General features: G+C 33.0%; 16 protein-coding genes and 1 pseudogene. 13 read left to right on the top strand and 4 right to left on the bottom strand.

Annotated elements, in window-relative coordinates; genetic code table 11:
* The 11 genes from murF to secA all read left to right on the top strand — a co-directional run bounded on the left by murF (position 1) and on the right by secA (position 15,457).
* Positions 1–1,362, top strand: a complete 1,362-nt coding sequence (gene murF, locus BMSBPS_RS00520) for a UDP-N-acetylmuramoyl-tripeptide--D-alanyl-D-alanine ligase (protein ID WP_022564469.1) — start codon at positions 1–3, stop codon at positions 1,360–1,362.
* A complete protein-coding gene (gene mraY, locus BMSBPS_RS00515; RefSeq protein WP_022564468.1) occupies positions 1,356–2,438 on the top strand; it encodes a phospho-N-acetylmuramoyl-pentapeptide-transferase in 1,083 nt (360 codons plus the stop codon). The genes murF and mraY overlap by 7 nt, the downstream gene beginning before the upstream one ends.
* A 1-nt stretch (position 2,439) precedes the next feature.
* The gene (gene murD, locus BMSBPS_RS00510) at positions 2,440–3,765 is read left to right on the top strand and encodes a UDP-N-acetylmuramoyl-L-alanine--D-glutamate ligase (protein WP_022564467.1); all 1,326 of its coding nucleotides are present in this window, start codon (positions 2,440–2,442) and stop codon (positions 3,763–3,765) included.
* Positions 3,765–4,979: a cell division protein FtsW gene (gene ftsW, locus BMSBPS_RS00505; protein ID WP_046201060.1), complete on the top strand. Its 1,215-nt coding sequence runs from the start codon at positions 3,765–3,767 to the stop codon at positions 4,977–4,979. The genes murD and ftsW overlap by 1 nt, the downstream gene beginning before the upstream one ends.
* A complete protein-coding gene (gene murG / locus BMSBPS_RS00500; RefSeq protein WP_022564465.1) occupies positions 4,976–6,034 on the top strand; it encodes an undecaprenyldiphospho-muramoylpentapeptide beta-N-acetylglucosaminyltransferase in 1,059 nt (352 codons plus the stop codon). The genes ftsW and murG overlap by 4 nt, the downstream gene beginning before the upstream one ends.
* Positions 6,035–6,102: 68 nt before the next feature.
* Positions 6,103–7,584 carry a UDP-N-acetylmuramate--L-alanine ligase gene (gene murC / locus BMSBPS_RS00495; RefSeq protein ID WP_022564464.1) on the top strand — a complete coding sequence of 494 codons (1,482 nt, stop codon included), beginning with the start codon at positions 6,103–6,105 and terminating at the stop codon, positions 7,582–7,584.
* A gap of 453 nt (positions 7,585–8,037) precedes the next feature.
* On the top strand, positions 8,038–8,877 hold the full coding sequence (locus BMSBPS_RS00490; protein ID WP_052719889.1) for a cell division protein FtsQ/DivIB: 840 nt from the start codon (positions 8,038–8,040) through the stop codon (positions 8,875–8,877).
* Between the two features lie 37 nt (positions 8,878–8,914).
* On the top strand, positions 8,915–10,171 hold the full coding sequence (gene ftsA / locus BMSBPS_RS00485; RefSeq protein ID WP_022564462.1) for a cell division protein FtsA: 1,257 nt from the start codon (positions 8,915–8,917) through the stop codon (positions 10,169–10,171).
* 78 nt (positions 10,172–10,249) lie between these two features.
* Positions 10,250–11,410 (top strand): cell division protein FtsZ, encoded by a 1,161-nt coding sequence (gene ftsZ / locus BMSBPS_RS00480; RefSeq protein ID WP_022564461.1) that lies wholly within the window; start codon positions 10,250–10,252, stop codon positions 11,408–11,410.
* Positions 11,411–11,513: 103 nt separating this feature from the next.
* Positions 11,514–12,431, top strand: a complete 918-nt coding sequence (gene lpxC, locus BMSBPS_RS00475) for a UDP-3-O-acyl-N-acetylglucosamine deacetylase (protein ID WP_022564460.1) — start codon at positions 11,514–11,516, stop codon at positions 12,429–12,431.
* Positions 12,432–12,799: 368 nt separating this feature from the next.
* Positions 12,800–15,457 (top strand): preprotein translocase subunit SecA, encoded by a 2,658-nt coding sequence (gene secA / locus BMSBPS_RS00470; protein WP_022564459.1) that lies wholly within the window; start codon positions 12,800–12,802, stop codon positions 15,455–15,457.
* 434 nt (positions 15,458–15,891) lie between these two features.
* Here the strand turns inward: secA and zapD are convergent, their stop codons facing one another.
* The 4 genes from zapD to BMSBPS_RS00450 all read right to left on the bottom strand — a co-directional run bounded on the left by zapD (position 15,892) and on the right by BMSBPS_RS00450 (position 20,488).
* Complete coding sequence (zapD, locus tag BMSBPS_RS00465) at positions 15,892–16,635, bottom strand: cell division protein ZapD (protein ID WP_022564458.1); 744 nt, start codon at positions 16,633–16,635, stop codon at positions 15,892–15,894.
* A gap of 10 nt (positions 16,636–16,645) precedes the next feature.
* On the bottom strand, positions 16,646–17,251 hold the full coding sequence (coaE, locus tag BMSBPS_RS00460; RefSeq protein WP_022564457.1) for a dephospho-CoA kinase: 606 nt from the start codon (positions 17,249–17,251) through the stop codon (positions 16,646–16,648).
* Between the two features lie 512 nt (positions 17,252–17,763).
* Entirely contained in the window at positions 17,764–18,654 is an 891-nt protein-coding gene (gene nadC / locus BMSBPS_RS00455; protein ID WP_022564456.1) for a carboxylating nicotinate-nucleotide diphosphorylase, read from the bottom strand.
* 472 nt (positions 18,655–19,126) lie between these two features.
* Positions 19,127–20,488: an amino acid permease gene (locus tag BMSBPS_RS00450; RefSeq protein WP_022564455.1), complete on the bottom strand. Its 1,362-nt coding sequence runs from the start codon at positions 20,486–20,488 to the stop codon at positions 19,127–19,129.
* A 1,006-nt stretch (positions 20,489–21,494) separates the two neighbouring features.
* Between BMSBPS_RS00450 and aceE the strand changes: the two genes are divergently transcribed.
* Positions 21,495–24,161 (top strand): pyruvate dehydrogenase (acetyl-transferring), homodimeric type, encoded by a 2,667-nt coding sequence (aceE, locus tag BMSBPS_RS00445; RefSeq protein ID WP_022564454.1) that lies wholly within the window; start codon positions 21,495–21,497, stop codon positions 24,159–24,161.
* A 27-nt stretch (positions 24,162–24,188) separates the two neighbouring features.
* Positions 24,189–25,433, top strand: a pseudogene (gene aceF, locus BMSBPS_RS00440) (dihydrolipoyllysine-residue acetyltransferase); the annotation flags it as partial.
* Positions 25,434–25,508: the final 75 nt, after the last annotated feature.

The raw sequence follows: 25,508 nt of genomic DNA, 5'->3' as shown, positions 1-25,508 counted from the left end.
ATGATTCCCATTTCCCTTAAAACATTGGCAAAAATTAGTGGTGGAAAATTATATGGTTCTAATTTAATTATTAAAAACGTTACAATAGATAGTCGTAAAGTTACAAAAGGAAGCCTATTTATTGCATTGATTGGTGAATATTTTAATGGGAATAACTTTGCATTCGATGCAATAGTCAAGGGTGCGCATGCAATACTAGCAAATAAATTTCTACCAGTTGACGTTTCACAAGTTGTAGTATATGACACAAATTTTGCTCTTGGCCAATTAGGTTCCTGGGTACGTCAACAAGCGAAAGCACGTGTAGTGGCGCTAACAGGTTCATCAGGGAAAACTTCTGTAAAAGAGATGACAGCAATGATTTTACGTCAATGTGGAGAAACCGTATCTACGGTAGACAATTTAAATAACCACATTGGTGTTCCTATCACATTGATGTCTCTTAATGAAACGCATGATTACGCGGTTATTGAGATTGGTGCTAATCATCACGGCGAAATTGCTTATACTACTAATTTAGTTCGCCCGGAAAGTGCATTGATTAATAATTTATCAGAAGCACATTTAGAAGGTTTCGGTTCTCTGACTGGTGTGTCAAGTGCTAAAAGTGAAATTTTTAGTGGTTTATTAGAAAATGGCACTAGCATTATTAATGCTGAAAGTAACGATTTGACTAAATGGAAATTACAATTAGCTAATAAAAAGCTATGGCGTTTTTCGTTAAATGAAATGACCGATGCTGAATTTCGTGCAAGTAATATTACTATGAGTACCAATACTACCCAGTTTATGTTACATACACCTCGTGGCAACATTTCTATTGAAATACCGCTAGTTGGTTACCATAACGTTAGTAATGCACTAGCTGCATCAGCACTTGCTATGTCAGTAGATGCACCATTGATCGCTATTCAGAGTGCTTTTAAAATGCTAAAGCCGATTTATGGACGTCTTTATCCCATTTATTTAGCAGATAATAAATTACTGCTTGATGATAGTTATAACGCTAATGTCTCTTCTATGCTTGCTGCTATTCAAATACTAAGCGATACAACTGGTTTTTGTGTCTTAGTAGTCGCAGATATGTTGGAATTAGGCAAAAAAGCTGAATCATACCATGCGCAAATTGGAAAAATAGTTAAAAATTCACATATTGATTGTGTATTAAGTATTGGGAAATTAAGTCAAATAATCAGTGATATTAGTGAAAAAGGTCAACATTTTACTCAAAAATCAGCTTTAATTAAACATTTGTGGACTTTACTATCTGAACATCAAAAAATTACTATCTTAATTAAAGGTTCACGTAATACCAATATGAATCAGATAGTACAAAGTTTACAGGAGAAGAGAATATGCTAGTTTGGTTAGCAAAATCTTTAGTCTCTTTGTATTCAGACTGTAACATATTGTCATATTTAATTTTTCGTGCTTTTTTAAGTTTGTTAACTGCATTCTTTATTTCTTTATGGATAGGACCACATTTAATCGTTTGGTTACAGAAACGACAGATTTATCAGATTGTACGTTACGACGGTCCTCAGTCGCATTTTAACAAACTTGCCACACCAACTATGGGTGGACTTATGATTCTAATATCCATTACTGTATCCGTATTAACATGGGCTTATCTTGCTAATCCGTATATTTGGTATGTACTAATTATTCTCATTAGTTTTGGTGTTATTGGTTTTTTTGATGATTATCGTAAAATAGTACGTGGAAATACTAGAGGTCTTACTGCTTACTGGAAATACTTTTGGATGTCTATCATTACGTTTGGTATATCTTTTGGACTATATTTCACAGGTAAAGATACGGCTGCAACGCAATTGGTTATACCGTTTTGTAAAAATATTATGCCTCAATTAGGATTATTTTATATTCTATTAACCTATTTTGTGATTGTTGGTAGCGGTAATGCTGTTAACTTGACTGATGGTCTTGATGGTCTTGCAATTCTGTCTACAGTATTTGTCGCGACTGGTTTAGCATTAGTAGCCTGGTTAACTGGTAATTTACAATGTTCTCAAAATTTACATATTCCTTATTTGCATTACGCTAGTGAATTAATGATTGTCTGTACTGCAATTGTCGGATCAGGACTAGGTTTTTTATGGTTTAATACTTATCCAGCGCAATTATTTATGGGTGACGTAGGTTCATTAGCATTAGGCGGCGCTTTAGGAATGCTAGCCGTACTTTTACGTCAAGAATGCTTATTAGCAATAATGGGCGGTATATTTGTGCTTGAAACTTTGTCCGTGATTATGCAAGTAGTATCATTTAAGCTTCGTGGTCAACGAATTTTTCGTATGGCACCTCTTCACCACCATTACGAATTGAAAGGTTGTCCAGAACCGCGTTTAATTACACGTTTTGGAATTATTTCGTTCCTATTCGTATTAATGGGTTTAACGACACTTAAGTTACGTTAATATGGCTGATTATAAAGGCAAAAAAGTTGTTATTATTGGAATGGGGTTAACAGGTCTTTCATGTGTTGATTTTTTTTTAGCTAAAGGTGTGATACCACGCATTATGGACACTCGTATGTCACCGCCGGGTTTGAAAAAATTGCCGAAAAATATAGAATTTTATTGCGGTGGAATCAATAGACGTTGGTTGCTAACAAGCGATCTAGTTATTGTGAGTCCTGGAATTGCGTTGATTGATCCAATATTTCAAGAAATTAATCAATCAGGTATCGAGTTAATAGGTGATATTGAATTATTTTGTCGTGAAGTAAACGCACCGATTGTTGCAATTACTGGTTCTAATGGAAAAAGCACTGTTACGATGCTATTAAGCGAAATGGCACGAGCTGCAAATTGGTCGGTGAGCGTAGGTGGAAACATTGGATTACCTATTTTAAAATTATTAGAATTTAATTCTGTATCAAACCTTTATGTATTAGAACTTTCCAGTTTTCAACTACAAACAACTTATAGTTTAAAACCTATGGTAGCAACTATATTAAATATTCAAGAAGATCATATGGATCGATATTCACAAGATTTACAACAATATCGTTCTGCTAAGCTACGCATTTATAAACATGCTGAAGTATGTATTTTTAATGCTAACGATAATATGACTATACCAACAAATAGTATCAATAAGTCTTACATCAGTTTCGGTATCAATACTGGAGATTATTGCCTGACACAGCAAGGAGAAAACATCTGGCTACAGATAAAAGGCAAAAAAGTTATTAATACTAAAAAATTAAAATTAATAGGCTATCATAACTATGTTAATGCCCTAGCCGCATTGGCGTTAGCGGATGCTGCTTCTATTCCACGTACTTTTAGTCTATCAGCGTTAGCTAATTTTTCTGGTTTACCACATCGTTTTCAATTAGTACACCAAGCTAATGGTGTTCGTTGGATTAACGATTCTAAAGCCACCAATGTTAGTAGTACTCACGCTGCTTTAAAAGCATTACGTATAAAGAAGGGTGTATTATGGCTTCTATTAGGTGGAGAAGGAAAAGGAACGGATTTTAAATCATTAAAAGAATATTTACAGGTAGAATATTTAAGATTATTTTGCTTTGGCATTGATGGTCATATATTAGCTCAGTTGAGGCCAGAAATTACTACACTTACTGAAACGCTTCAACAAGCTATGGAACAAGTAGCGTTGCAAGTAAAATCCGGAGACATAGTTTTGTTATCACCAGCTTGTGCTAGCTTCGATCAATTCCAAAATTTCGAACAAAGAGGGGATATATTTACAAAACTAGCAAAGGAGTTAGGTTAATGAGAATCAGTAAGATACATATTGCGCATCTTTTACCTCTATGTTTTAAACATTGGATTAAGAATGTATGTAAACATAATAACGTATCGGTAGTATTATATGATCGAACTTTGCTATTGCTTACTTTTGGTTTAACTATTATTGGATTAATTATGATAACGTCAGCTTCCATGCCTACCAGTGAGCATTTGAACGAAGATCCCTTTTATTTTACCAAACGTCATATTTTGTATATTGCAATAGCTTTTAGTATAGTGATTATTACATTACGTTTACCAATGCATTTTTGGCAACGTTATAGCAATATAATGCTTATCTTATCAGTTTTTATGCTTATTTTTGTATTAATTATAGGGATTGCAGTAAATGGTGCATCACGTTGGATTCCTCTAGGTCCATTTCGTATTCAACCAGGAGAATTATCAAAATTCTCATTATGCTGTTATCTTGCTAGTTATTTTGTACGCAAAGTTGACGAAGTACGTAATAATTTTTGGGGTTTTTGTAAGCCAATAACTATAATGATATTATTATCATTGCTTCTTTTGGCAGAACCGGATTTTGGAACTGCGATCGTTTTATTTGTAACTACTCTTGTAATGTTATTCCTTGTAGGTGCCAAAGTTTGGCAATATATCATTATTATCATGTCCAGTATTTTAATAGTAATGCCTCTCATCATTGCTAAACCCTATCGTCTTCATCGTATTATCTCGTTTTGGAACCCATGGCACGATCCCTTCGGTAGTGGTTATCAATTAACACAATCACTTATGGCTTTCGGTAGAGGGCAATTATGGGGACAAGGTCTAGGTAATTCAGTTCAAAAATTGGAGTATTTACCAGAATCATATACCGATTTTATTTTTTCGATTCTCGGAGAAGAGTTAGGTTATGTTGGTGTAGTACTAGTATTATTAATGATATGTTTCGTAGCTCTTCGTGCTTTGTCAATTGGTCGACGTGCTTTAGAGATGAATCAAAATTTTTCTGGTTTTTTAGCATGTTCAATAGGTATATGGTTTAGCTTACAGGTATTGGTTAATATTGGTTCAGCTTCAGGGATGTTGCCAACTAAAGGTTTAACACTTCCTCTAATTAGCTATGGTGGATCAAGTTTCATCATTATTGCAACCGCTATTGTATGTTTATTACGTACAGATTATGAAACCCGTTTAGCAAAAATGCATTTATGTAATCGAATTACACGATGATTAAAAAGCGTTTAATGGTGATGGCCGGAGGTACCGGTGGGCACATTTTCCCGGCTCTAGTGATTGCACAGCATCTCATGAAACAAGGTTGGCAGATATGTTGGATTGGCACTGCTAATCATATGGAAGCGCACTTAGTACCACAACAAGGCATCAATATTGAATTTATTTGTATTAATTCCCTCCGTGGCAAAAGTATTACAACTCATATATTGGCACCAATGAACATTTTAAATGCATGGCGACAAGCATATAACATTATAAAAAAATGGAAACCAAATGTAGCATTAGGTACCGGTGGATATGTTTCAGGTCCTAGTGGTTTAGCAGCTTGGAGTTATAATGTACCGATTGTGTTGCATGAACAAAACAGTGTTCCTGGATTTACTAATAGATGGTTAGCAAAAATTGCTGATAGTGTAATACAAGGATTTCCAGGTGCCTTCCCTGATGCTGATGTAGTAGGTAATCCTATACGTGCTAATATACTAGCTTTACCTTTACCTGCAGAACGTTTAAGTGGACGAACTGGTCCAATGCGCATTTTAGTGCTAGGTGGCAGCCAAGGCTCTCATATTTTGAATCAAACTATGCCATTGGTAGCAAAAGAATTAGGCCACAATGCCGTTTTATGGCACCAAACTGGAAAAAATTCAAAAAAAATTGTACAACAAGCTTATCAAATAATTGGGCAACATCAACATAAAATAACTGAATTTATTGACGATATAGCTGAGGCTTATGCTTGGACGGACATAGTGATATGCCGTTCTGGAGCACTGACTGTGAGTGAAATAGCCGCTGTAGGTTTACCTGCAATTTTTGTACCATTTAGACATAAGGACAATCAGCAATACTTAAATGCGTTACCACTAGAACGAGCAGGTGCCGCAAAAATTTTTCAACAAACACATTTTAATGCAGCGACTATAGTGACTACACTATGCAAATGGAATCGTACCGTATTATTAACAATGGCAGAAAAAGCTCGTAAAATTGCGATGTTAGATTCAACCGATAAAATAGTTGAAGTTATTAAACGCATCGCAAAATGACTTATTAAATCAACAAGCTTGATTTGTATCTTAGAAGTTATAGACAGCAAAATAGGTAACAGAGATAGATGGATAGACAAAAATTAGCGAAATTGCGTTCTATTGTACCTGAAATGCGCTTTGTTCGACATATTCATTTTGTCGGTATTGGTGGTTCTGGAATGGGTGGTATTGCTGAAATATTGGTTAATGAAGGCTATTATATTAGCGGGTCTGATCTAAAACGCAATCCAATGACGCAACATTTGCTTTCTTTAGGTGTTATTATTTTCTTTAACCATCATCCAGAAAACGTTAATAATGCAAGTGTAGTTGTAGTTTCCAGCGCAATATCGCAAGATAATCCAGAGTTAATTTCTGCACGTAATTTATGTATCCCGATAATTAGTCGTGCCGAAATGCTTGCTGAGCTAATGCGTTTTCGTCATGGAATTGCAATTGCTGGAACGCATGGGAAAACGACAACAACTGCAATGTTAGCTAATATTTACACCCAAGGTGGTCTAGATCCTACTTTCATTAATGGTGGATTAGTAAAATCTGTTGGAACACATGCTCATCTTGGCAGTAGCCGTTATCTGATAGCAGAAGCAGACGAAAGCGATGCTTCATTTTTGCATTTACAGCCAATAGTAGTTGTTGTAACTAATATTGAAGCAGAGCATATTGATGCTTATCAAGGTAATTTTGAAAACTTAAAAAAAACGTTCATTAATTTTTTACATAATTTGCCATTCTATGGACGTGCAATATTGTGTGTGGATGACGCAGTAATTCGAGATCTTATTCCATATATTCGTCGTCAAATTACCACATATGGCTTTGACAATAACGCTGATATCCGTATTGGCAACTATAAACAAGCTGGTATAAATGGACATTTTATGCTTATTCGTCAAAATAAGCCAACACTATACGTTACACTTAACGCGCCAGGTCGTCACAATGCTCTTAATGCGGCAGCCGCAGTTGCAGTAGCTAGTGACGAGAGCATTAGTGATAACGTTATTCTAGCCGCTTTAAAAAGTTTTAAAGGGACAAGACGCCGTTTCGATGTACTTGGTGAATTCGATACTACAGTGGTGAACGGTCATTTAGGCAGTGCGGTATTAGTTGATGATTATGGCCATCATCCTACAGAAGTAGATGTTACTATTAAAGCTGCACGGGCTGGATGGCCTGAAAGAAAACTCGTCATGATATTTCAACCCCATCGTTATACACGTACTTGCTACCTATTTGATGATTTTGTTAATGTATTATCACAGGTTGATGTACTGCTAATGCTGGACGTTTACTCAGCTGGTGAAACAGCTATACCTGGAATCAATAGTCAATCACTCTGTCGTGCAGTTCGTAGATACGGAAAAGTGGATCCAATTTTAGTTTCCGAACATGATATATTACCAGTAGTATTAGCAAAATTTTTAACTGGTAATGATTTAATCATCGTTCAAGGAGCAGGTAATATCGGCCAGCTTGCACGTAAATTAGCCAAAATACGTTTAAAGCCTAAAGTGAAAATAGAGTTTCTTAATACTGAACTCTAACGAATAAATCTTAAAAAAGAACGAAGTAGGTGAACATTAATATTGTAAACAATCTTCTTACAATGACTGATCATATTGGCAAAAAATGAAAAAAATATTTGATAATTAATCATATTCTACTAAACACTGTCAATGTAATATTCATAGAAGTTGCTCATAAAAATAATGTAATTGCTAAAAAAATTTATCTATATATTTCAATTATATTAAATCCGTTTATTCGAATACATTGCATACAATATTAGGAAAAACAAATTTATAAAAGATGTATTTTACAATTAAACTATATATTACATAAATCTACATATGTTAAATGTATTCTATAACATAGCACTATAACACTTAACGTGAAATTGATTGTGTTTAAAACTTGATATCTTGATTAAGACGTAGTGAAATTTTCATACGAATAGCTAGAAAATAATCTTAGAGTTTTGGAGTTTATTCATTAGTATGCCTAAAGCAGTAGCACGACGAGGACAAAATTTTATAGCACAAGCACAAGCACAAGCACAAGCACAAGCACAGCAATATATACATTGTAGATATAACAATATTACTAGTAAATTATTTGGCATGATATGTTTATTAATTATTATCGGTTGGTTATTTAGCGGATTAGTGATATCGAAGTGGATAAAAAATGAATTACATTTACCTTTATCGAAGTTAGTATTAACTGGAAAAATACATTACACCACCTATAAAGACATCCAATATGCGATTTTGTCAATCAGATTACCAGTAACTTTCATATCTTCAAATATGAATATCATAAAACACAATATCAAAATTTTACCCTGGATTAAAAATGTTAGAGTAAATAAACAGCGGTCTGATAGGTTAAAAATCAATTTAGTAGAGTTTGTACCAATAGTACGTTGGAATATGTCGCGTTTAATAGATGCGGATGGTATTTCATTTTCTATCCCTACAAATCGTCTTGTCAAAGAAAAGTTGCCGATACTATACGGACCTGAACAGCATGAAAAAGAAGCATTAGTTGGTTATCAAATGATAATAGAAGTTTTAAAAAATAGCTATTTGAATCGCCTAATGCTAAAGAGTACTTCAATAACATTAAACGGCTCCTGGAAGTTAATTATAAATAATAATATTCACATCAATTTAGGGAAATATAGCATTATAGAACGTTTAGAGCGTTTTATTGAACTTTATCCAGAATTGCAACACCAAGCTCAAATTAAGAAAAAACACATTAATTATATCGATCTTAGATATCACTGCGGAGCTGCAGTCAGTTGGATTCCTGTAGTTAAATCCATAACATAGTAATTATAGAAATAAAATCTATACACAGGTTGAAAAGATGATCAAGGCAACGGACAGAAAACTGGTAGTAGGACTCGAAGTTGGTACGGCCAAGGTTGCTACCTTAATTGGAGAAATTCTACCCGATAGTATTGTTAATATTATTGGTATCGGTAGTTGCTTATCTCGCGGTATGGATAAAGGAAGCGTGACTGATCTAGAGTCAATCGTAAAATGCGTACAGAAAGCTATCGATCAAGCCGAATTAATGGCAGATTGTCAAATTTGCTCAGTATATCTTGCGTTATCTGGAAAACATATTACTTGTCAAAATGAAATTGGTATAGTGCCGATTTCTGACGAAGAAGTTACTCAGGATGATGTGGAAAATGTAGTACATACAGCAAAATCAGTGCGTATCTCTGATGAACATCGTATTCTTCATGTTATTCCTCAAGAGTATACTATTGATAATCAACAAGGCATTAAGAATCCAATAGGACTGTTCGGAGTACGAATGCATGCCAAAGTTCACTTGATCACATGTCATAACGATATGGCAAAAAATATTGTCAAAGCAGTTGATCGTTGTGCTTTAAGAGTGGAGCAACTAATTTTTTCCGGTTTGGCATCTAGCTTTGCTGTTTTAACGGAAGAAGAACGTGAATTAGGAGTTTGTGTTGTTGATATCGGTGGCGGTACCATGGATATAGCTATTTATACTGGAGGTGCTTTGCGTCATACTAAAGTTATTCCTTATGCAGGAAATTTAGTAACTAGTGATATTGCTTATGCTTTTGGTACACCGCTCACTGATGCTGAATCAATTAAAATACAATATGGTTATGCAATTGAAACCCTTGTAAATAAAGATGAAAACGTCGAAATACCTAACCTTGCTGGACAAGCACCTCGAATTTTTCATCGCCGAACTCTTACTAAAGTTATTGAAGCTCGTTATATTGAATTACTAAATTTCATAAACGATGAAATTTTACAAATACAAGAGCAACTATGTCAGCAAAGTGCTAAATATCATTTAGCAGCTGGTATCGTACTTACTGGAGGAGCAGCACAGATAGAAGGTTTAGTAGCCTGTGCGCAAAAAGTGTTCAAGATGCAGGTCCGTATTGGGCAACCACTAAATATTACAGGGTTAACAGATTATGTGCAGAAACCTTATTATTCAACAGCAGTAGGATTACTATTGTATGGCAAAGAGTTACAAATGAATGCTGATACTGAATTAGAAAAACGGTCTTCAATACGAAGCTGGTTTAAGCGATTTAACGATTGGATTAAGAAGGAATTTTAGTTTTTATCAAAGATAAGCATAGTTATCATATTATGGTATCTTATTGACTAGAATATAGTCATGTAAAGGGGGAAAATTATGTTTGAACCTATGGAGTTAAGCAATGACGCAGTTATTAAAGTTATCGGTATTGGTGGTGGAGGAGGGAATGCTGTAGAACACATGGTGCGTGAACATATTGAGGGCGTAGAATTTTTTGCTGTAAACACTGATGCACAAGCATTACGTAAAATCGCCGTGGCTCAAATTATTCAAATTGGTACTAATATAACTAAAGGGCTTGGCGCTGGTGCAAATCCTGAAATTGGTCGCACTGCAGCAGAAGAAGATCGTGAAGCACTACGTTCTGCATTGGATGGAGCTGATATGGTATTTATTGCTGCAGGTATGGGAGGAGGTACAGGTACTGGTGCTGCGCCAGTAGTAGCTGAATTGGCAAAAGAACTAGATATTTTAACAGTTGCAGTAGTTACTAAACCTTTTCATTTTGAAGGTAAAAAACGAATGGCTTTTGCAGAACAAGGTATTTCGGCTCTCTCTAAACATGTTGATTCACTGATCATTATTCCAAATGATAAAATGTTAAAAGTTTTGGGTAGAGGTATCTCTCTTCTCGATGCTTTTAGTACAGCTAATAATGTTCTTAAAGGTGCAGTACAAGGTATCGCAGAATTAATCACACGTCCAGGTTTGATGAATGTTGATTTTGCAGATGTACGTACCGTTATGTCAGAAATGGGTTATGCCATGATGGGATCTGGTGCAGCATGTGGCGAAGATCGAGCTGAAGAAGCAGCTGAAATTGCAATATCTAGTCCGTTACTAGAAGATATAGATCTATCAGGTGCACGAGGCGTTTTAGTTAATATTACTGCTGGATTCGATCTCAAACTCGATGAATTTGAAAATGTTGGTAACACGATTCGTGCTTTTGCTTCTGAAAATGCCACTGTAGTCATTGGTACTTCTTTAGATCCAGAGATGAACGATACATTGCGTGTTACTGTTGTTGCTACTGGTATAGGTTTAGATAAGTGTCCTGAAATTACTTTAGTAACTAATCAATCTACTACATCTAAGCTAGTTATAGATCATTGCTACAAAAAAAAGGGTCTGAGTGCTCCAATATTACAAGAAAAAAAGTCAGCTCCAAAAATTATGAAAGAACAGGTTGCAACATCTAGTAAGGAACCTGACTATTTAGATATTCCAGCTTTTTTACGTAAGCAAGCAGACTAAGAATAATATCTAAAGCTAAGAAAGTTTGATTTTTTGTATTAACGTATTTGCCAATCTTTAATTTATAATAGCGAATAGAATAAATCATATTTGAGGTAATGCGATGATTAAAAAAAGGACATTAAAACGTGTGGTTCAGGTGACTGGTGTCGGCCTACATACTGGCAAAAAAGTCACTTTAACCTTACGTCCTGCTTCAGTAAATACTGGAGTAGTCTATCGTCGCATAGATTTAAATCCAAAAGTTGATTTCCAAGCTAATGCAAAATATGTACGTGATACTACGTTGAGTACTTGTCTGATAAACGATGGAGGAGTACGTATTTCCACAGTAGAACATTTAAATGCTGCTTTAGCCGGACTAGGTATAGATAATGTTATTATTGAAGTAGATGCACCAGAAATTCCAATCATGGATGGTAGTGCAGCACCTTTTATTTATCTGTTAATGGATGCCGGTATAGAAGAAATGAATAGTATAAAACATTTTATGTGTGTTAAACAAGTAGTGCTTGTAAATGATGGCGATAAATGGGCAAAAATCAAACCTTATAATGGTTTTTCTCTTGATTTTACTATCGATTTTCGACATCCAGTAATTAATTCAAGTTCACAATGTTATAAATTAACTTTCTCTGCAGAATCATTTATACGTCAAATAAGCCGTGCTCGTACTTTTGGTTTTATGAGAGAGATTAAATATCTACAGTCTAAAGGCTTATGTTTAGGTAGTAGCTTGGATTGTGCTATTGGTCTTGATGATTTTCGTGTACTAAATAAAGGTGGTCTACGTTTTGAAGATGAATTTGTTCGTCATAAAATGCTGGATGCTATTGGTGATTTATTTATGTGTGGTTTTAATATGATAGGAGCTTTTTCGGCATTTAAATCTGGGCATGCTTTAAATAACAAACTATTGCAAACACTTTTAGCAAAGCAAGAAGCGTGGGAATTGGCAACTTTCGAAGATGATGCCAATTTACCTTTGACTTTCACAGCAACTAATTTAGTTTTAGCATAAACTCCTTTCTAGTTTTCTCTAAAATTTTCAGAAAATGTATCCTGTTTTTCGTTGTTTTACAAGAGATTTAACTGATTGTTTCTATTATAATAGAAACAAAAAAAATGAAAATAATTTAACAGTATTTTTATTATCAATAATTTCACCTTAGCAACACAATTAAGTAAATATGAATTTAAGTGTAATCAATTTATTTTTCAAATTGAATTTAAAAAATAAATTGATCAAATCACACTAATGACTAGAACGCTTTTAATATTAGGTCATTACCTTAATAGTAGGTAGCTATATTTAAGAGTTTTTTTGCTTATTTATTGTAGAATTTACAGAGTCTATAAGCATCACTGCTAACTTGAGAAAAATTTATCATGTTAATTAAATTGTTAACCAAAGTTTTTGGTAGCAGTAATGATCGTACTTTACGTCATATGAGTAAAATTGTGGATATTATTAATGATATGGAAATAGATTTTAGGCGACTCTCAGATCGCGCTTTAAAAGAAAAAACCTATCAGTTTCGCAAGCGCTTACTCAACGGCGAAAATCTAAAACAGTTACTTCCGGAAGCTTTCGCTACAGTACGTGAAGCTAGTGAACGCGTATTCAACATGCGTCATTTTGACGTACAGTTGCTCGGTGGTATAGTATTAAACGAACGTTGCATTGCTGAAATGCGCACTGGTGAAGGCAAGACTCTTACTGCAACTTTGCCTGCGTATCTGAATGCATTAAGCGGACAAGGTGTGCATATTGTTACAGTGAATGATTATTTAGCACAGCGCGATGCTGAAAACAATCGACCTTTATTCGAATTTCTTGGTTTAAGTGTCGGTATTAATCTACCGGATATATCAGTTGAAGCCAAACGTAAAGCTTATGCTGCTGACATTACCTACGGTACTAATAATGAATATGGCTTTGATTATCTTCGTGATAATATGGCATTTAGCGTAGAAGAACGGGTACAACGTAAATTACATTACGCATTAGTTGATGAAGTAGACTCCATACTTATTGATGAAGCGCGTACACCTTTAATTATATCTGGACCCGCGGAAGATAGCTCTGATTTATACATCAAAATTAATACAATTATCCCTTTTCTAGTTCGTCAAGAAAAAGAAAACTCCTTAACATCTGACGGTGAAGGCGATTTTTGGATGGATGAAAAATCACGTCAGGCACATATGACCGAAAGAGGTCTTATTAAAGTAGAAAAATTATTGTTAAAACATAAATTTATAAAAGAAAGCGAGTCATTATATTCATCAACTAATATTATGTTGATGCATCATGTTACTGCAGCTCTGCGCGCTCATATGTTATTTACGCGAGATGTTGACTATGTGTTGAAAAATGGCGAAGTAATTATTGTAGATGAACACACTGGGCGAATTATGCCAGGACGTCGTTGGTCTGATGGTTTACATCAAGCTATAGAAGCTAAAGAAGGCGTAGAAATTCACAATGAAAATCAAACATTAGCCTCTATTACTTTTCAGAATTACTTTCGTATTTACGAAAAATTAGCCGGTATGACTGGTACAGCTGATACAGAGTCGCTTGAATTTAGTTCTATATATAATCTGAATACGATTGTCATACCTACTAATTGTCCAATGATACGTAAAGATATGGCCGATTTAGTCTATATAACAGAAAAAGAAAAAATTGATGCTATTATCGATGATATTCGTACGTGTAATTTGAGACATCAACCTGTTTTAGTTGGTACAATTTCCATTGAAAAATCTGAATTAATTTCTCATGCGTTGATGCGTAATGGAATTAAACATAATGTTTTAAATGCAAAATTTCACGCTCGAGAAGCAGATATTATTGCACAGGCTGGACAGCCAGGTGCAATAACTATTGCTACTAATATGGCCGGTCGCGGTACGGATATTATACTTGGTGGTAATTGGAAAGCAGAAATGGCCATCTTGAAAAACCCTACCGAAGAAAAAATTCAAAAAATTAAAATTGCATGGCAAAAACGTCATAATGACGTTTTATCTGCTGGTGGTTTGCATATTATTGGTACAGAACGTCATGAATCACGTCGAATAGATAATCAACTACGCGGTCGTGCAGGACGTCAAGGTGATCCGGGTTCATCACGTTTTTATTTGTCTATGGAAGACACTCTAATGCGTATTTTTGCATCGGATCGTGTGTCGAATATGATGCGAAAATTAGGTATGAAACCAGGTGAATCTATTGAACACCCATGGATAACTAAAGCAATTTCCAATGCGCAGTATAAAGTTGAAAGTCGTAATTTTGAAATCCGTAAACAACTTTTAGAATACGATGATGTAGCTAACGATCAACGTCACGCTATTTATAGCCAGCGTAATGAATTATTATCTATATCTAACATATCTGAAACTATTAATAATATTCGAAAAGACGTTTTTAAAACTACTATTAATAATTATATTCCTTCACAATCTTTTCGAGAAATGTGGAATATATCAGGACTTGAAGACTGTCTCCGGAATGATTTCGATCTTAATCTACCAATTGCTGAATGGTTGAGTTTAGATATGGATTTGAATGAAGAAAAACTATGTGATCAAATTATTCAATATGCCATTAAAAATTATTCTATTAAAGAAAATACGTTTGGGTCAGAAATCATGCGTAACTTAGAGAAAAGTATAATGCTTCAGACATTAGATTCGCTTTGGAAAGAACATCTTGCAGCTATGGACTACCTGCGTCAAGGTATACATTTACGAGGTTATGCTCAAAAAGATCCAAAACAAGAATACAAACGTGAATCCTTTAATATGTTTTCTATCATGCTTGAGTCACTAAAATATGAAGTCATTAGTACTTTAAGCAAATTACAATTAGATGTAAAAAAAGAAGCAGTAAATGTGAATTTTGAACACCAATTTAATGATTTAAAAATAAACAATAAAAAAATATTGCAACCAAAAGAAAAAAAAATAGGCCGTAATGATTCTTGTCCATGTAATTCAGGTAAAAAATATAAGCAATGTCATGGTCGTTTATAGATATTATACACACTATTACTTTTTTAAAAAAATCATCAAAATACTCCTATTCATGAAATTACTTTAAAATTTTTTGAGTGACATGAATTTTGCAGTATTTTGCTTTTCATATTACTGTATATATAATAATATTATTTTTAATTTACAATTAAATGACACAAAAATGAGTATTAATAATGCATGCTTAGATAGCGCTATTTCTGTAGCGCTATATGTAAAAATAGTAAAAAAAATTTTGTTATAAATCTTTCATTTTGAAATGTGCTATTTTATTGTTCAATATTTTCGAATATTAAAATTGATTATTATTATTGAACAAATTTCGCTATTTATAAAAAAATTGATTTTAAATTAAATTTAGTTATTGAGATAACCTGTTATATTATTAATAAATTTTTATTTTTTTAAAGTTTTTAAGTTAATGACTTAATTATTTAACAACAGGCCAATTCAAAATTTAAACGAGCTGGAATTTCATTGCATTCACTATGTATAGGAAGAAATCGAATAGTATACCGACTTTTGTGTCCAGATACTTGTGGATAAAAAGCATTTTCCAAAGTTATGTGTAATCGTAATAAATCAAACCCTTCAGCATGATCTTGATAAAAACCGTTTAAACTAGTTTGATTACGAAAAACACCCGACTGACGAATAAGATCTAGTACTATATTCAAACTATCACTCAAGGAATGGAGTGATACTAACCAACTATTAACTTGGGAATTTCGTAATGATTGTTCTTGATTCAACCAAATATGTAGGCTGGGTAGGTCAAAACTACAGCATCCACCTGGAATATTAAGTCGTTGACGTACCAATGAAATCATACGATCTTCTCGCAAATATTGCCCCATGCGCGGTGCATTTTTTAAGCTATTAGATTGTTGTTCTAATTGTTTACATAAATTACTTACAAGTTGCCTATCCACATTTGGTACATCGATCCAAGTACGTAATTTTTGTTGTTGGCGTTCTAACTCTTTTAAAAGTTCTGTACGTATATCACCACGCTCAAAAATATCTAATAAATCACTAATGATACGGAAAACGCTTAGTACTGAAACTGAGTTTGTTACCGGTACAACTTCATATAATTGATTAATCAAGAATTCAACACGCAACCAAGTACGCATTCTTTCATTAAGAGGGTATTCAAACAAAATATCTGTACTCATAACATTAATCCTATCCAATTGCTGCTAAGCGTAAGTAAGATTGATGAAGTTCAGCAACCCGCTCCATCATCTGTTCTATCGTGCCATTATTTTCGATGACATCATTTGCATAAGCTAAGCGTTGTGTACGACTAATTTGAACGGAAAGAATTTTTTCTACTTGATTAAATGAAATTTTATCACGACGTTGTGTGCGCTGCAACTGTATAATTTCTTCTGTATCAATTACTAATACCCGATCAGCTAAATGTTGCAGTCCATTTTCTATTAAAAGTGGCACAACCCAAATGATATAAGGTGAGCTAGTCAATTTTTTAAGTTGCTCTGTACGCATATTAATTAAGGGATGTAGTAAGTCATCAAGCCAATTTTTTTCTTTACATGATTGAAAAATAATGTTACGTAACATAGCACGATTCAACTTACCTTCTTCAGTTAAAATAGATCTACTGTAACGAGCTATGATTTTTTGCAATGCTGGCGAACCCGGTCGAACAATTTCTCTAGCAATACTATCAGCGTCAATAATATTAATGCCTAATTCCGAAAACACATTAGCAACGGTACTTTTCCCACTGCCAATACCACCAGTAAGTGCGACAACGTTAAAACGCATAGTTATTCTCTCGCAATCTAAATCTTTTCTTACTATGTTTAAGAAATATATCTTAATGAAGATAAAAGATAGGCAAAAAATATTTGTTAGTAATCAAATCTGATCTTATTTGATAATGTGTAAAATATGATAACTACTGTATTAATAATCTCATTCTAATCACTAAATTATAAGAAAACGAATAAATTTCACAAAAATGGGCAACAGTTATAATGAATAGATCTACATCCAACTTATTATATTCTAGGCATTAATATTATTCAAATGAATTTATCTTGTTATATTTAAATATAAATATCATTAATCTAATATGTTAAAATGTAATATTTTTTATTATATGTTAAATTTTAATAAAATATAATTTTTACCCTAATAAATCTTTGTTACAAAATTTCTACTAGCAGTAGAATCATAAATTGAAAATCAATATAAATCAAATTAATTAAATAGTTATCTATAGTGAATTATGCCAATACACATAAAATGATTATCTTAAATATAACAATTAAATGTTATAAAAAACGCATGGAAATGTCTAATGCATGTAAATGTTTAGTTAGTGCTCCAATTGATATATAGTCCACTCCCATTGTTGCAATTTGAGGTAATGTTATTGAATCAACATTTCCTGAAACTTCTAGTAATGCTGTATTGTTATTTATACTTACTGCCTCTTTTATCATATTGAGACTAAAATTATCTAGCATAATAATATCAGCTCCAGCATTAAGTGCGTTTTGTAACTCTTGCAAAGTTTCTACTTCAACTTCTACTGGTAAATCAGGGTAGAGAAATAGCGCTTTTTCCACTGCATTCTTTATGGAACCACTCGCAATAATATGGTTTTCTTTTATTAAAAATGCATCAGACAGATCCAATCGATGATTTTGACCTCCACCACATAATACTGCATACTTCATAGCAGTACGTAAACCTGGAAACGTTTTTCGTGTATCTAGTAATTGTGTTTTACTGTCCGCTAATAAAGTAACGTAATGATTTACTTGGGTTGCTATGCCGGATAACATTTGTAAAAAATTAAGCACAGTTCGTTCTGAAGTTAGCAGAAGACGAACAGGACCTTGTAGTTCAAATAAAACTTGATAAGCAATGAGCTTTTGTCCTTCTTCTACATGCCAAATCAAACTTACTTGATTCCCTAATTGAATAAAAACTTCTTCAACCCAGCGTTTACCACAAAAAATGCCCGCCTCATGCGTAATAACCTGTGCTTTTCCGTTTTTATCTTTTGGTAACAATAAAGCTGTAATATCTTTATCAATGTCTACTTTGCCACCTAAATCTTCCTGCAGTGCACGTTCAACAACTTGTTTTATATCCTGCTGTATACGTGCCATTAAAGTCCGACGGCGGTCACCAGTATTATAATAACGGGATTTCATAATGTGCAATTATATAAAATTTAACTCTATATTTATAATACTCTATCTTTTTGCTTTTAAAATGGCTAGTTAAATATATGTATATTTCATATACATAATGTATTTAATTTTTTGATACTATATCAGAAAAAGATATATATCTACATCGCTAAGTATCAAGTATTATCCAGACAACAGTGATACTAAAAATACAAAATTTAATTTAAATTGAAAAATTGGAATACAAAATAAATGTACTTGCATCTTTAAATGCATAGTAATTATATTACTATGTGATAAAAATTCAAGTACGTCATGTTTTAAAAATCAGAATGAAAATCTATTTGATGTGTAAAATATTGCCAAAAACGCTTTTAATTTCATCTTTCTTAAAAAAATTGTAATCCTGATACCATATATAAAAATATTTACCTAAAAATTCATAAAATATCAATTTTTAAAAAAAATGAGGTCGATAAAGTAAAATTTAAAATCATACATTTTGTATTTTATTTTTTTTGACGATAGCATAACTTACAGACAAAAGCAAAAGCCAAACGGGCACTAACCATACAGAAGTTGCCATTCCGGGAGTAAGTGCCATAATAATCAGTATAAAGAACATAAATAATAAACAGATCCAATTGCTAACAGGATAAAGTATTGATTTGAATCTTGTAACGATACCTTGTTGATCTTTTTTTTCACGAAATTTCATATGTGTAAAGCTGATTAAAGCCCAATTAATAACTAACGTAGATACTACCAATGCCAGCAAAAGACCAAAAGCTTCACCAGGCATTATAAAATTAATTAAAACACATAAACCAGTAGCTATAGCAGATACAAAAATATTTGTTATAGGTACACCATGACGATCTAACTTCATCAGTATTTTAGGAGCATTACCTTGTTTGGCTAGGCCAAATAGTATACGGCTGTTACAATATACTGCACTATTATAAACTGATAATGCAGCAGTTAAAATGACTAAATTTAAAGCATTAGCTGCTAAAGAATCACCTAATTCATGAAAAATCAGTACAAACGGGCTAGTTGTATCAGTAATTCGTGTCCATGGCATAAGAGATAACAACACAACCAGCGAACCAATATAAAAAATTAAAACACGCCAAAGTACTTGATTAGTAGCTTTTGGAATGCTGTCTTCTGGGTTGCTAGCTTCTGCTGCTGTAATACCTACTAATTCTAAACCACCAAATGAAAACATAATGATTGCCATCATCATTATCAGTCCGTTTATACCATTAGGCATAAAACCTCCCTGATTCCAAAGGTTCTTAATGGAAGCTTGCGGACCGCCGTTACCGCTTACTAATAGCCAACTACCAAAAACAATCATGCTGATAACAGCTATTATCTTGATTAGTGCGAACCAAAATTCCGTTTCTCCGAACGTTTTTACATTATTCATATTAATAGTATTAATTATAATAAAAAAAATAGCAGCTGTTATCCAAGTAGGACAAGATGGAAGCCAGAACTGGATATATTTACCAACAGCTGTGAGTTCTGCCATAGCCACTAATACATAAAGTGCCCAGTAATTCCAACCTGATACAAAACCAGCAAAGTTACTCCAGTATTTACAAGCAAAATAACTGAAACTACCTGCTACTGGTTCTTCTACAACCATTTCGCCTAATTGCCTCATAATAAGAAAGGCAATAAAACCGGCAATAGTGTACCCAAGAATTACTGATGGCCCAGCTGATGTAATCACTGATCCGCTTCCTAGAAAAAAACCAGTACCTACTGAACCGCCTAGCGCAATTAGCTGAATATGGCGATTTTTTAGATCGCGGTGCAGCGTTTCGCTATGCTGTTGTTCCATAAAAACCTCATAATGTTATTGTGTATACTTGCAATGCCTACATGACAAAGCTATTAGAGTTCATATTTTCATACCATAAATACAATACTATTCTCTTAACTTAATGAACTACAATGATCATTAGCATAATGATCAATTCAATATTTTACATCTCTTTTTACTTTTTTTATAAAAATTGTGTAATATGAAGATATTCTATACCTTTACGTGATCTTTTTAACAATTTAATCAGCATATATGTTGTATTTAATGCTTTATATAGATTCATGATTTTAATTTTTAAATTAAATTTAGATTTTTATCTTAAATTGATATGGCTGAAATATCTTCACTAATAGGAAATCATTTAATGAGATACATATAAATATTTATTAATTTAATTAATATCAAAAGATAAAGATAGAATACTGTGGCACTGATTGAATTCTGACTACTTTTTTTTGACTGAAATATAAAATCTTAATTATGTTAATTCACTTAATGTAAGAAATTGAATATTGATATTACTAATTTTTAAAAATTCAATTTCATTAAAATGAATAATTAATCAGATCTCTCATTGATAAAAATTGATTTATATTAAGCCAATAAAAATTAATTTTTTTTAAATTAGATAGCTAAAAATTTTAATATTTATAGTTGCTACTTAATGCAACTGATGTAATACGTTGAAGCTCAAATTGAAATTTTTATTTAAAACACAGTTGTACTTTCAGCATCTTCATTAAAAAAATTCTGGAAAAGAAATGATGAGCACCTTAATACCTTGAGCTTATTTTAAATACATCCAAAATTTTATTTAATTTTTACACATTAAATAAAACATAATTATTAAAAGCAAAGGTATCTTTGTTTATTAGAGTAATATCATAAAACATGATAGCAGTATTATTGTTCGGTAAGGATTAAAAACTTTTTGTTGATGCTGTTAATCTAGTTTAACTAGTATTCAATATAAATATTGTTGTCTCATTTCTTTAGAAACATACACATAAGGAATCTCCCTATGTCAGAACATTTACAAAATGACGTAGATCCGATCGAAACTCGTGATTGGTTACAGGCAATCGAATCTGTCATTCATCAAGAAGGTGTTGAACGAGCGCAATATCTAATTAATAAAATATTAATAGCTGCACGTAAAAGAGGAGTAAAAATTATTACAGATTGCTCTATTATAAGTAATTATGTTAATACTATTCCAATTGAAAATGAAATAGAATACCCTGGAAATATTTTTCTTGAACGTCGTATTCGTTCTGCAATTCGATGGAACGCTATTATGTCAGTTCTGCGGGCGTCGAAGAAAAATTTAGAATTAGGTGGACACATTTCCTCTTTTCAATCATCTGCCACTATTTATGAAGTTTGTTTTAATCATTTCTTTCGTGCAGAAAGTGAGAAAAATGGAGGTGATTTAGTTTATTTTCAAGGGCATATTTCTCCGGGCATCTACTCACGTGCATTTCTTGAAGGTCGTATTACAGAAAAACAAATGAATAATTTTCGACAAGAAGTAAAGGGAAATGGTTTATCTTCGTATCCACATCCAAAATTAATGCCAGCTTTTTGGCAATTTCCAACAGTATCCATGGGGTTAGGTGCATTAAATGCCATTTATCAAGCGAAATTTTTAAAATATCTACAGCATCGCGGTCTGAAAGATACTATGAATCAAAAAGTTTACGCTTTTCTTGGTGATGGTGAAATGGATGAGCCAGAATCTAAAGGTGCTATTACTATTGCAGCACGTGAAAAATTAGATAATTTAATTTTTATTATTAATTGTAACTTACAACGTCTAGATGGTCCTGTAAATGGTAACGGTAAAATAATTAATGAATTAGAAGGTATTTTTATTGGTGCTGGTTGGAAAGTAATTAAAGTTATTTGGGGTAGTCGTTGGGATAAATTATTTGAGCAAGATAATAGTGGTAAGTTGATTCAGCTTATGAATGAGACACTTGATGGAGATTACCAAACTTTTAAATCTCGTGATGGTGCTTATGTGCGAAAAAATTTCTTCGGTAAATATCCAGAAACTGCCGAATTAGTAAAATATTGGACAGATGAAGAAATATTTTCTTTAAATCGTGGTGGTCATGATCCAAAAAAAATTTATGCTGCATTAAAACAAGCAAATGAAACTAAAAATCAACCTACGTTAATTCTTTTACACACTATCAAAGGTTATGGTATGGGTACTACCGCTGAAGCTAAAAATATTGCTCACCAAGTAAAAAAAATGGATATCGACAGTATTCGTTATATTCGTGATCGATTTAATATACCGGTAAGTGATGATGAAATCCATCAGTTACCGTACATAACCTTTCAAAAAGATTCAGAAGAATATAATTATTTACATAATCAACGCAAAAAATTGGGCGGCTACTTACCTAGCCGTCGAATAAAATTTACAGAACAACTTAAAATACCAACACTAGAAGAATTTAGCGCATTGTTACAAGAACAGCATAAAAATATTTCTACTACTGTAGCTTTCGTACGTATACTGCATATCATGTTAAAAAATAATCCGATAAAAGATCGTTTGGTGCCAATTATATCAGATGAAGCACGTACCTTTGGTATGGAAGGCTTATTTCGTCAAATTGGTATCTATAACTCAGATGGTCAAAAATATATTCCTCAAGATCGCGATCAACTTGCTTATTATAAAGAAGACAAAAAAGGACAGATTTTGCAAGAAGGAATTAATGAATTAGGAGCAGGTTCTTCGTGGTTAGCAGCTGCCACTTCTTACAGTACTAACAATCTACCGATGATTCCATTTTACATTTATTATTCAATATTTGGTTTTCAAAGAATCGGTGATCTTATGTGGTTAGCAGGTGATCAACAAGCACGTGGTTTTTTAATTGGTGGTACTTCTGGTCGAACTTCACTTAATGGCGAGGGTTTACAGCATGAAGATGGGCACAGCCACATTCAGTCATTAACTATTCCAAATTGTATTTCTTATGATCCATCTTATGCTTATGAAGTTGCAGTTATTGTACATGATGGTTTAGTACGCATGTACGGTGAAAAACAGGAAAATATTTATTACTATATTACTACATTGAATGAGAATTATTATATGCCAGCAATGCCAAATGGCGTGGAAAAAGGTATTTGCAAAGGCATTTATAAGCTAGAAACGCTAAGCGGTAAAACAGGTAAAGTACAGTTACTCGGTTCAGGAGCTATCTTACGTCATGTTCGTAAAGCGGCTCAGATTTTGGCTAATAATTATGATATTGGGTGTGATGTGTACAGTGTAACTTCATTTACTGAACTTGCTCGAGATGGTCAGGATTGTGAACGCTGGAATATGTTACATCCGAATGAAAAACCACGTATACCGTATATTGCACAGGTGATGAATAATGAACCAGCAGTAGCGTCAACAGATTATATAAAACTATTTGCTGAACAAGTTTATAGTTATTTACCAACTAAAAATTATCGAGTATTAGGCACGGATGGTTTCGGTTGTTCAGATAGTCGAGAAACTTTGCGACATTATTTTGAAGTAGATACGTCATATATTGTAGTGTCTGCGTTAAGTGAGTTAGCTAAATGTGGTAAAATTGACAAAAAAATAGTAACAGAAGCAATATTCAAATTTAACATCGATACTAACAAAATTAACCCAAGGTTGGCGTAAGAGGTATAAAAAAACATAATGGAAATAGAAATTAAAATGCCGGATATTGGGTTAGATAAAGTTGAAGTCACTGACATTTTGGTTAACGTAGGTGATAAAGTTGAATTTGAACAATCATTGCTTACTGTCGAAGGAGATAAAACTTCAATGGATGTTCCATCTCCGTTTTGTGGAACTGTTAAAGAATTAAAAGTTTTAAGTGGAGATAAAGTAAGTACTGGTTCACTGATCATGGTGTTTGAAGTGAAAAACAATCTCTTTACTTCAGACAGCAAAAAAATAACAGAATCAAATCCTAAAACTGATATAAAAAGTAAGTTTTCTGAAAACAAGGTTGTTTCTTATGTTCATGCTACACCGTTAATTCGTCGTCTAGCATATGAATTCGGTATAAACCTTTTAAAAATAAAAGGCACTGGTCGAAAAGGTCGTATTTTAAAAGAAGATATACAATGTTATGTAAGAGATACACTAAAAAATACAGAAATATTATCAGATAATTTCATAGTTAAAGGTAGTAGTTCATCAACAAGTGCATTAATGTCGCCTCAAGTAGACTTCAGTAAGTTTGGAGAAATAGAAGAAATAGAACTAAAGCGTATTCAGAAAATTTCTGCTGTTAATCTTAGTCGCAATTGGACTGTAATTCCACATGTTACCCATTTCGATAAGGTCGATATTACAGAACTAGAAGCATTTCGAAAAGAGCAAAATACTGAAATTCAAAAAAACAAGTTAGATCTTAAGCTCACGTTATTAGTTTTTATTATGAGAGTAGTTTCAAATGCATTGGAAAAAATGCCTTTTTTTAATAGTTCATTATCTAAAGATGCACAAAAATTGATACTTAAAAAATATATAAATATTGGTATTGCAATGGATACTATAAACGGTTTAGTAGTGCCTGTATTTAAAGACGTAAACAAAAAAAGTATCAATGAACTATGCCGTGAATTAATGGTAATGTCAAAAAAAGCACATGATGGCAAACTAACTCCTCATGATGTACAAGGTGGTTGTTTCACTATATCTAACTTAGGAGGATTAGGAACTACATACTTTTCTCCTATTGTTAATGCACCAGAAGTAGCTATCCTTGGTGTTTCTAAATCTATGATGGAGCCTGTTTGGAACGGTAAAGAGTTTACCCCACGTCTAATAATGCCAATTTCTCTTTCTTTTGATCACCGAGTGATTGATGGTGCTGATGGTGCTAGATTTATAAATATTATTAAGCGTATATTATTCGATATCCGATATCTAGTAATGTGATGTAATCAAACTTACTGTATAAGCTTAAAGCTTAATTTATGGTTATGGTATTTAGGTAATAGATGTTCAGCATTG

The sequence above is a fragment of the Candidatus Pantoea carbekii genome, assembly GCF_000971765.1.
Classification (GTDB): domain Bacteria; phylum Pseudomonadota; class Gammaproteobacteria; order Enterobacterales; family Enterobacteriaceae; genus Pantoea_A; species Pantoea_A carbekii.
The sequence above is the reverse complement of the archived record's forward strand: the minus strand, read 5'-3'. Positions and strand labels throughout refer to the sequence as shown.